The organism is Paenibacillus sp. 01L418, from assembly GCF_056400045.1.
This window is the reverse complement of sequence record NZ_JBFTSN010000281.1, coordinates 1-8,623: the sequence shown is the minus strand read 5'-3', so window position 1 is coordinate 8,623 and position 8,623 is coordinate 1. Positions and strand designations below refer to the sequence as shown.

Below are 8,623 nucleotides of genomic sequence, written 5' to 3'. Positions count from 1 at the left end.
ATTTATTTAATGAATAACGATTGCTTAAAAACGGCGGCTGATATGATGGCTGCCGTTTGCTCAACAATTTTATAAGAACTTTAACGTTTTTTAATGGAGGAGTCATGACTAGAACAAATTTTCTAGAGACAAGATTATCGAGCAGATACGGTGAAGTAGGTTTAAAACAAGAGAACAACACAGTGTTTGCTGACTTGGTCATTGATTCAGTGTCCTTATATCAAAGGCTAAAAGAATACGACTTAGTACCAGCTTTTGGCTATGGGAATGCTGACCAACAAAAGCTTATAACTGATTACTATTTATTTAAATATCCCTTTGATTATAGGTATCATAGGTATCCCATAATGATTTGTCCTCAATGTGGTGATTTGGACTGTGGTTATATTTCTGTAGCTATAGATAAAGAAGCAGATATTGTTGAATGGAGTAATTTTTATTTAGAACATAATAATTTATTGCTAAATATCGGGCCTTTCCACTTTGAATGGGATAATTACAAATCCACAATAGAAAAAACTTTTGAGATAGGTCGATTACGCTAACGGTGAAGTCTAGTTAAATGATGTACATTAATGAGCAGGCTCTACGATAGCTTGCTTATTTCATTATTTAGTAATATTAACGGCAGTGCATTCTTTTCTTTTATAAATTCCTCTCTAATAATATCCCCACTTGTTCTGCCATCACTTTCGGCGATTCAGGTATTCCATTCGTAATATACGTTTCCATTATTCCAACGATAGCAGTACCAAAAAATTTAAGAATAATATCTTTATTCAATCCTTTATTTATTCCTTGAGTTATATCTACGTCATTTTCTAATTCTTCAATGAGAAATTCAAGGAGTCGAGTTCGGAATGTTGAGGCACCGCTGCTTGCTAACATGGTCGAAAAGAAAGAAAAATTACGTTCGAAATAGTCGAACATAATCAAATTTGCTGCCACGAAATCTAATTCTGATGATGCCTTGCATATTTTCCTTAGTTCGTTTATATGTTCTTCAATCAGTTTGTMCAGTAGATCAAACTTATCTAAATAATGATGGTATATTGTTCTTCGACCTACATTTGCTTTGTCGGAAATATCTTGAATCGTAATTTCATTAAAGTTTTTTTCAGACATCTTGCCATTGATCCTGATACTACTTTGGGCCCTGCTCAATGGTTTGAACCCGTAACCGATGAGGAATATAACAAGTTAAAATAAGTAGAAAAAACATTCATGAATACCCAAGAAAGCTACTGGTTCTGAGTAAGGCTCTCCATAATGCTCATCAAGAGTAAAAAACACCCTTCGGGGTGTTTTTTGTCATGTCTTTTGAATGACTCTACTAGGAATTTACGCTCATTTTCGCGTTCTAGAATATAGTTTAGAAGGATTTTCCTCCATTGCTGTCGAAATTCGTAGAATAAGTATTTGAAATGGAGGAAAGTTAGCTTTGAGATTAAGAAATCAACTATTGGGTGGAACGATCATTCTTTCATTATTAGCAGGGGGATCCGATTCTGCCTATGCGTCAATTCAGAACTTGTCGGCAGGAAAAAAGCTAAGCCAGGGAGTACAGCAGTACGCACAAACCGTTCAAAAGAAAGAAACAATCGCTAAAATTGTGGATACTACCAATTTGCGCAAAGGACCGGGGCTTGAATATGAGATTGTTGCCAAAGCGAAGGCTGGCACATCTTATCCAATCGTTGGATCGAAAGGGGAATGGTACAAAGTAACTCTTTCCAGCGGTAACACGGCTTATGTTGCAAATTGGGTAGTGGAGACGGTTGAGAGCAGCGGCAGCCAACCTACTTCAAATAATGGACAAAACCAGGAAAATGCCAACAAGCCGAGTGGTGGTCAAGATAAGGAAGCTATAGCAAATATAGTAGATACTACTAATTTGCGCAAAGGTCCTGGTTTAGATTATGAGATTGTTGCCAAGGCGAGAGCTGGAGAAACCTTTCCTGTCGTCGGATTAGACGGAGATTGGTATAAAGTATCGCTGCCTAGTGGAGGAACCGCTTACGTTGCTAATTGGGTTGTGAACACGGGGAGTAACAAACAAAGCGGTAGTAAAGTGTATATCTATCATACGCATAATAGGGAGTCCTGGAGAAATGTATTAGGCAATTCAAAAGGGACCTCCGTCGACGATGCCAAAGTGAACATTACGCTTGTAGGCAAGAAGCTTGCTGAGAGTCTTCAGAAAAAAGGGATATCCTCCATTGTTGAACAGACCGACTTTACTGAAAGACTGAATGAACAGAAATTAAGCTACACAAAAGCCTACGTTGAATCGCGTAAAGCAGTCGACAAGGCGATGAAGGCTAATACTTCACTATCCTATTTCTTCGATATTCACCGTGACGCTGATGTTCCGCGGAGCAAAACAACGGTTGTCATTAATGGTAAAACGTATGCACGCATTATGTTCGTCATTGGTGATGCTAATCCCGCGCATAAGGAAAACAAAAAGTTCGCCGAAGCGTTAAACGCTCTATTGAACAAGAAGTATCCTGGCATATCGAGGGGAGTTCTTATGAAAAGCGCCCACCAGGGGAATGCCGAGTACAACCAGTCCGTCTCTAATGGAAGCCTGCTTCTGGAATTTGGGGGAGTAAACAATACGCTGGAAGAAAATCTTCAAACAGCAGAGGCTTTCGCTGACGTGTTTGCGGAGTATTATAAATCAATTAAATAAAGTAAAAAAAGCAGGGAAAGTTTCCTTGCTTTTTTTGTTCCATGCTCACATTTTGTTGTTTACCTTAATGTTAAGGGTCATATAAAAAATAAAAAAACCGATTTTTACATCGGCCTTGTAGACATTGTTTTTAGACGAAAAATGAATTTGCTGTTCTGTGAATAATGCTTCCATCTGACATGCGAACAGAATCGTCGTTATATCCTGTTATGGTTGATGCTGGGCGAATCTGCATGCCGTTTTGCATAGGTTTGATTATTGCTTTTTGAGCAATCGCAACTTCAAAATCTTTGTTCGTAATTAGTCTTTGACCTTCTTGAAGTGTAATTTTTGCTTGCATGTAAACACGTCCTCTACGGTTCTATTTTTTTGTATTCTAAGGACAAATAATACACTAATAACTTTATACAAAGCAATGGAAGTGAATGCAAATGAGAAAAAATATTTCAGAATATGTTGTAAAATATACAAAACAGTGAATTTTAATCTCAATACGTGATAGTATACCCCAACGAATCCTCAATCATAATTTTGTCAATCTAATTGAACCAATAATTCTTCTACAAATCCCGATGCATGACTTTGGGATCATATGTGAAAAAAGGCAAACCAGATGATCTGGTTTGCCTTTATTGTAAATCAAAATAGCGAAAATTGAATCAATATGCTCGACGAGGTTTCGCCTTAATGGTAGCAGCGCTCTCCTGGCTCTTCAGTTCAGCTAGGAGCTTATCACCTTCAACATCCAGGTTAGGCAGCATGCGATCTAGCCATTTCGGCAGCCACCAAGCTTTGTCGCCGAAGACTGCCATGACAGCTGGGACAAGCGCCATGCGTACGAAGAAGGCGTCAATAAGAATGCCGATTGCGAGTGCAAAACCGATCTGCTTAATCATAATATCATGCGCGAAAATAAAGCCTGCGAACACGGACACCATTATCACGGCAGCGGCTACTACTACACGGCTGGCTTGATTGTAGCCGTGAACGACACTCTCTGTTCCGTGATGACCGTGGACGTAAGACTCGCGCATGGAGCTGACGAGGAACACCTGATAATCCATCGCCAGCCCGTATAGAATGCCGGTAACCATAATTGGCATAAAGCTGAGCAGCGGACCGCCGGTATCAAAGCCGAAGAGGGAGTGCAGCCATCCCCATTGGTATACGGCCGTAGTAATCCCGAATGTGGCGAGCACACTGAGAAGGAAACCAACCGTAGCTTTGAGCGGAACGATGATTGAGCGAAACACGAGCAGCAGAATAATAAGCGATAGGATAACGATAATGCCGACGTAGAGAGGGAACACCTCAGCCAGCTTCGATGACATATCGATGTTAATTGCTGTGAACCCAGTTACGCCAACCGTGACATCATACGTTAGCGCCATGCTGGAATCAGAAGCTCGAATCTCACGAACTAGGTTTTTAGTTTCTGCATCCGTTGGACCTGTTTTGGGGATGAGGCTAATAATCGCCATATCTCCGGTTTTGTTTACGCCCATAGGTGTCACAAGCGAAACATTTTCATGCTTCCCTAGATCTTGAACTAGACCATTCAGCAATTCCGGCGTCACTTTGTCCGATGCGCCTTTTGGCTTTGCTACCAGGAGCAACGGGCCATTGAAGCCTTCGCCAAAACCGTTTGAAATGGCGTCGTAGCTCTGCCTTGATGGTGTATCTAAGTTAGCCGTGGCTCCTGATGGGATGCCCATTTCCATTTTTGCGACTGGTAGTGCTGCTGCGCCAAGAATAACAATAACAGCAACAATAACTAGCCAGCGGCCTTTTGCTATAGCTGTTACCCAGCGGTGTGCGAACCCTTGAGCAGTTTTATTCGATTGGGTGCTGCTCTTCGTACGCGCTTTTGCTGAGCAGATGCGTTCACCCAATAGACCTAGCAGTGCCGGTAGCAGAGTTAAAGCAACCAGAACATTGACGAGGACAGCCAAAGCAGCAACAAGCGCCATGGCAGACAAGAAGCCAATTCCGATGACAAGCATGCCGCACAAAGCAATAATAACGGTTAAGCCAGCGAAAAACACTGCACTTCCGGCTGTGCCGACTGCTCTGCTGGCTGCTTCCCGCGCACTTAATCCCTGATCAAGAATCATGCGGCGTTGACGATTTACGATAAACAACGAGTAATCAATTCCGACGGCAAGCCCAACCATAAGCGCTAGAACAGGAGTGAGATCAGTCATATGGATGAATTTTGAGAAGGCGTATGCTCCTCCTACGCTAATTCCTACTCCCATTAAGGCAGTTAGAAGCGGCAAACCAGCAGCAACAACCGAACCAAGTGTCATGAATAGCACAACGGCAGCTACGGCAATACCGATAGCTTCTGTCGAACCAATGGAAGGTTTAGTTGACAGCGAGTCGCTTGGCAATGCTTGAATACCCGTTTGTTCAACAGACATAGCGGCATCGATGACGGAATCGGGTACCGATTCAGGAAGCGACATTTGCTGAACGGTGAATTGGAATTGGAACAGGGCAACGCTGCCGTCAGAGGCAAGCATTACGCCAGGTACCGGAACACCGTTGACCATTAGAGGGCCGAAGGGAGGCAATTCACCTGTGTTTGCTTGCGCTGTTCCGTCCCCTTGTTGTGGTGCACTCCCTTGAGCGTTTTCTGAAGCTGAAGCGCCGGCTTTAGCAGCCAATTCAGCAGCATTAATAACATATTCAAGGTTATAAACATCATTAACAGCTTTAGTAATGGCGCTCAAACGCTCTGGTGTATCTAGTCGTTCGTCTTTGGGAGCTGTAAATACGATGCTGGCTTGTCCGCCTGAAGCTTCTGGCAGTTCCGCTGACAGCTGATCCAATACCTTCTGCGATTCCGTTCCCTCAATTTTCATATCGGAGGTTACATGGATTCCATTGACCCCGAGTATAGCGAGTACAACTCCGAGAATTGCGATCCAGCTAATAATGAAATACCATGGCTTGGTATAGGCTGACTTACCCAATCTGTACAGAAAAGTTGACATCTGTTAATGATTCTCCTTTGCATGTAGAAATAACGTGAGGTTGTGTACTAAAATCCGTTTCGCAAGTAACCAAACATGGTGTCTAAATATTGATCGAACGTTACGGCCTCTGGGTTCTCGGCGACGGATTGACCTGGTAACAGCACACTCAGGCTGCCATCCAGAATGGGGAGCATGGCTCCATAAACAGCTCCGGCGAGGAGGTGGGTGTACCCATCGGGATATCGTTCATGGGAAAACTCATCTAAAGTTTCCTGAGCCATAATTTGCAAACGGCGCAGTCCGCTTAAGATGTAAGGCTCAAGCGTAGGGTGCTGCCTCGAAAATGATACAAGCTGTCGCAGTTTTCCAATATGTTCTCCTGTCAGATGCAGCTTCATCAACTGGTGAAGAATGTCGAGTGGGGACATGTCCTCGTTTAAGCTTTTGATCCAATTCCCAATTTCGTCGGCGCCTTTAAAGATGAGAGCTGCTGAAGCTATCGCTTCCTCTTTACAGGAGTAGTGGTTGGCAAACGTTCTTCTGGAGTAACCGGCGCGTTGCACGACATCTTCGACGACGAAACCATCCATTCCCCTTTCCAGAGCAAGTGCGAAAGCTGCATCGGCAAGCGCATTTGCGGTTGCTTCTCTTTTGATATCGCGTAGGCTTTGTTTGTTCATCATGTAACGCTTAAGCGTTCACCCCTTTTCAAATAGAATGGAAGCTTTTTCAAAAATATTCCCTACTTATATTATTGCCCAATGGGCAATGATGCACAATGAGCAAGTTGTTACGAATTTGTGGCGTTGAGCTAAACGATTTGAGCGAGAGCTTACAAATAGGAAAGTGCAAAGCATAGTGTGGAATTTAAACAACAAAAATTTATCGTTTTACGATAATTTTATATTGACTTAAACAGGTAATGAAGATATTATTTTTGTAGTTAGCTTTGAGGAGGATTTTTATGAGACAGAAAGAATGATCAGCGTGGTAAAATTGATAATTGTTTTTTCCGATTTTTGTTTTGTTGTTGTGTATTTATTTTTATCCAGAGATGGGCAGATGATTTTTATTGGACTCAGCGAAGTTAAAGGAATTATACAAAACCGCTATTGCGTTTATATGGGTGACTGCGATCCTTTTTTTATAGCATTAGATTTAGTGTGGAAAATATGTTCGGATATTGGCTCCGATCAAGCCTTTACCGCTAAAAATGGGTATTGACTAGGAATCACAATGGCTAATGTTTCAATTTTAAAAAATGGAAAAGCTAAAGCTATAAAATTTTCAACTTTAGAAAAAATATGTGAAATTTTGGAGTGTCAACCTGGAGACATTTTAGAATATATGAATGATATTTAATTTTGTAGGCAAAGGAGAATGTATGTTGATTAACCAATATCGATTAGCTTCTATCCCAATTTTTTTGGGAATCATTTGTCTAGTTATCGGAATGATGGKGAAATCCGAAGTGKCTCCAGATGGTACACTAATAGAACCTTTGTTCTTTTTAATTCCATTTAGTTATCTATTATTTTTAAGTGGAATGATTATATTATTGTTGATGGTTGTCATTTCTATGATCAAAAAAATAAACATAATTTATAGAACAATAAAATAAAAAACAATTTCCTGATCAGAAAAGGAAATTGTTTTTTTATTTAACATGGCGGGAGATCTAGCTCGTAGGACAGTTGTAGAACGTTGACACTGTCGTGAAATGTTATATCCTTTGGTCATGGTGAGGAGAGAAATAAATTGAAATCAATGTTACAGCTACTGCATTTTGGCTACCATCAGGCGATGAGCTGCATATTTCCTGTTGCGATTTTTGGAACATTAGCTCTTTCTAACATCGTAGAAATACCTTTCATTCATCGTTATGATGCCATTCTACTTGTACTGCTTGGCGTGCAATACCTCATGTATCGCAGCGGATTAGAGACACGTGATGAAATCAAAGTAATCTGTATATTTCATATCATTGGTTTACTGCTTGAGATCTATAAGGTATGGATGGGCTCTTGGTCATACCCGGAGTTAGGGTATACAAAGTTGCTAGGTGTTCCGCTCTATAGCGGATTTATGTATGCAAGTGTTGCAAGCTTTATGTGTCAGGTTTGGCGGAGACTACGCATGGACATGACGGGCTGGCCTAGACTTACGTCATCGGCGCTGCTTGGAGGAGCCATCTATTTCAACTTTTTCACACATCATTTTATTCCTGATTTTCGCTGGTGGCTGACGGCGCTTGTATTTATTGTATTTTGGAAAACATGGATCATATTCCGAGTAAGAGCTATAACTTATCGAATGCCGTTAACCGTTTCATTTATTATTGTAGGTTTTTTTATTTGGTTAGCTGAAAATATAGCCACGTTTTTTAATGCTTGGAAATATCCTGATCAGAATCAAACCTGGCAGCTGGTCAGTTTCAGTAAGATTAGCTCATGGTTCCTTCTGGCAATCATTAGTGTCATTATCGTCGCACAGCTGAAACATGTAAAAGCGGAACGGACAAAAAACGATTCATCATTCAGCTAGGATTCATGTTCTTCTGGAAGAGCGCCAATTGCTTGGAGACTGACCATACTTTCGTTTAAACAGTTTAGAGAAATGAAACTCGTCATAAAATTGCAGCTGGGAAGAAATTTCCTTCACTGACAGGCTTGTTGTCTCCAGCGATACTTTGGCCGATTCTAGCTTTAAATTTTGCATATACTCGCTGGGGGATTGGCCTGTTAATGCGCGGAATCGCGAAAAAAAGGACGTTCGCGACAAGCCGCTGCGTTCGATGAGTTCTTCGACCCGAATACCTTTATCCATATTCCGATGGATATAGATTAATATATTGTTGAGTTCTGTTTGGCGCGAGGTCTGCCCTGACTCAAGTTCTCTAGCAAAGAGTACCAATAATTGTTGCAGGAAGATATTCGAAGAATAAGAG

General features: G+C 41.4%; 10 protein-coding genes and 1 pseudogene. 6 read left to right on the top strand and 5 right to left on the bottom strand.

The features are described 5' to 3' along the window. The first annotated feature begins 104 nt into the window (after window positions 1–104). Window positions 105–545, top strand: coding sequence for an oxidoreductase (locus AC1DSE_RS24790; protein WP_477509707.1), 441 nt, complete (start codon window positions 105–107; stop codon window positions 543–545). Between the two features lie 100 nt (window positions 546–645). Here AC1DSE_RS24790 and AC1DSE_RS24785 read toward each other — a convergent pair whose 3' ends face one another. Next, window positions 646–1,125 carry a TetR/AcrR family transcriptional regulator gene (locus tag AC1DSE_RS24785; RefSeq protein ID WP_477528336.1) on the bottom strand — a complete coding sequence of 160 codons (480 nt, stop codon included), beginning with the start codon at window positions 1,123–1,125 and terminating at the stop codon, window positions 646–648. Between the two features lie 316 nt (window positions 1,126–1,441). Here AC1DSE_RS24785 and spoIIP point away from each other — a divergent pair, with 316 nt between their 5' ends. Beyond that, window positions 1,442–2,695 (top strand): stage II sporulation protein P, encoded by a 1,254-nt coding sequence (gene spoIIP, locus AC1DSE_RS24780; RefSeq protein WP_477509705.1) that lies wholly within the window; start codon window positions 1,442–1,444, stop codon window positions 2,693–2,695. Between the two features lie 130 nt (window positions 2,696–2,825). On the opposite strand, the gene AC1DSE_RS24775 is transcribed toward spoIIP, so the two are convergent. From AC1DSE_RS24775 to AC1DSE_RS24765, 3 genes are all read right to left on the bottom strand, one after another. Beyond that, window positions 2,826–3,035 (bottom strand): hypothetical protein, encoded by a 210-nt coding sequence (locus AC1DSE_RS24775; protein ID WP_076265602.1) that lies wholly within the window; start codon window positions 3,033–3,035, stop codon window positions 2,826–2,828. A 319-nt stretch (window positions 3,036–3,354) separates the two neighbouring features. Beyond that, window positions 3,355–5,694 carry an MMPL family transporter gene (locus tag AC1DSE_RS24770; RefSeq protein WP_477509704.1) on the bottom strand — a complete coding sequence of 780 codons (2,340 nt, stop codon included), beginning with the start codon at window positions 5,692–5,694 and terminating at the stop codon, window positions 3,355–3,357. Window positions 5,695–5,741: 47 nt separating this feature from the next. Beyond that, window positions 5,742–6,359: a TetR/AcrR family transcriptional regulator gene (locus tag AC1DSE_RS24765; RefSeq protein WP_441875031.1), complete on the bottom strand. Its 618-nt coding sequence runs from the start codon at window positions 6,357–6,359 to the stop codon at window positions 5,742–5,744. Window positions 6,360–6,654: 295 nt separating this feature from the next. Between AC1DSE_RS24765 and AC1DSE_RS24760 the strand changes: the two genes are divergently transcribed. The 4 genes and pseudogenes from AC1DSE_RS24760 to AC1DSE_RS24745 all read left to right on the top strand — a co-directional run bounded on the left by AC1DSE_RS24760 (window position 6,655) and on the right by AC1DSE_RS24745 (window position 8,220). After that, window positions 6,655–6,900 (top strand): hypothetical protein, encoded by a 246-nt coding sequence (locus tag AC1DSE_RS24760; RefSeq protein WP_477509703.1) that lies wholly within the window; start codon window positions 6,655–6,657, stop codon window positions 6,898–6,900. After that, window positions 6,901–7,038: pseudogene (locus AC1DSE_RS24755) on the top strand (helix-turn-helix domain-containing protein); the annotation flags it as partial. Then, window positions 7,028–7,297, top strand: coding sequence for a DUF3955 domain-containing protein (locus AC1DSE_RS24750; RefSeq protein WP_477528335.1), 270 nt, complete (start codon window positions 7,028–7,030; stop codon window positions 7,295–7,297). The pseudogene AC1DSE_RS24755 and the gene AC1DSE_RS24750, both read left to right, overlap by 11 nt. A gap of 146 nt (window positions 7,298–7,443) precedes the next feature. Further along, complete coding sequence (locus AC1DSE_RS24745; RefSeq protein ID WP_477509827.1) at window positions 7,444–8,220, top strand: DUF817 domain-containing protein; 777 nt, start codon at window positions 7,444–7,446, stop codon at window positions 8,218–8,220. 3 nt (window positions 8,221–8,223) lie between these two features. On the opposite strand, the gene AC1DSE_RS24740 is transcribed toward AC1DSE_RS24745, so the two are convergent. Continuing rightward, the coding region (locus tag AC1DSE_RS24740; RefSeq protein WP_477528334.1) for an AraC family transcriptional regulator at window positions 8,224–8,623 on the bottom strand (400 nt) is incomplete at its 5' end.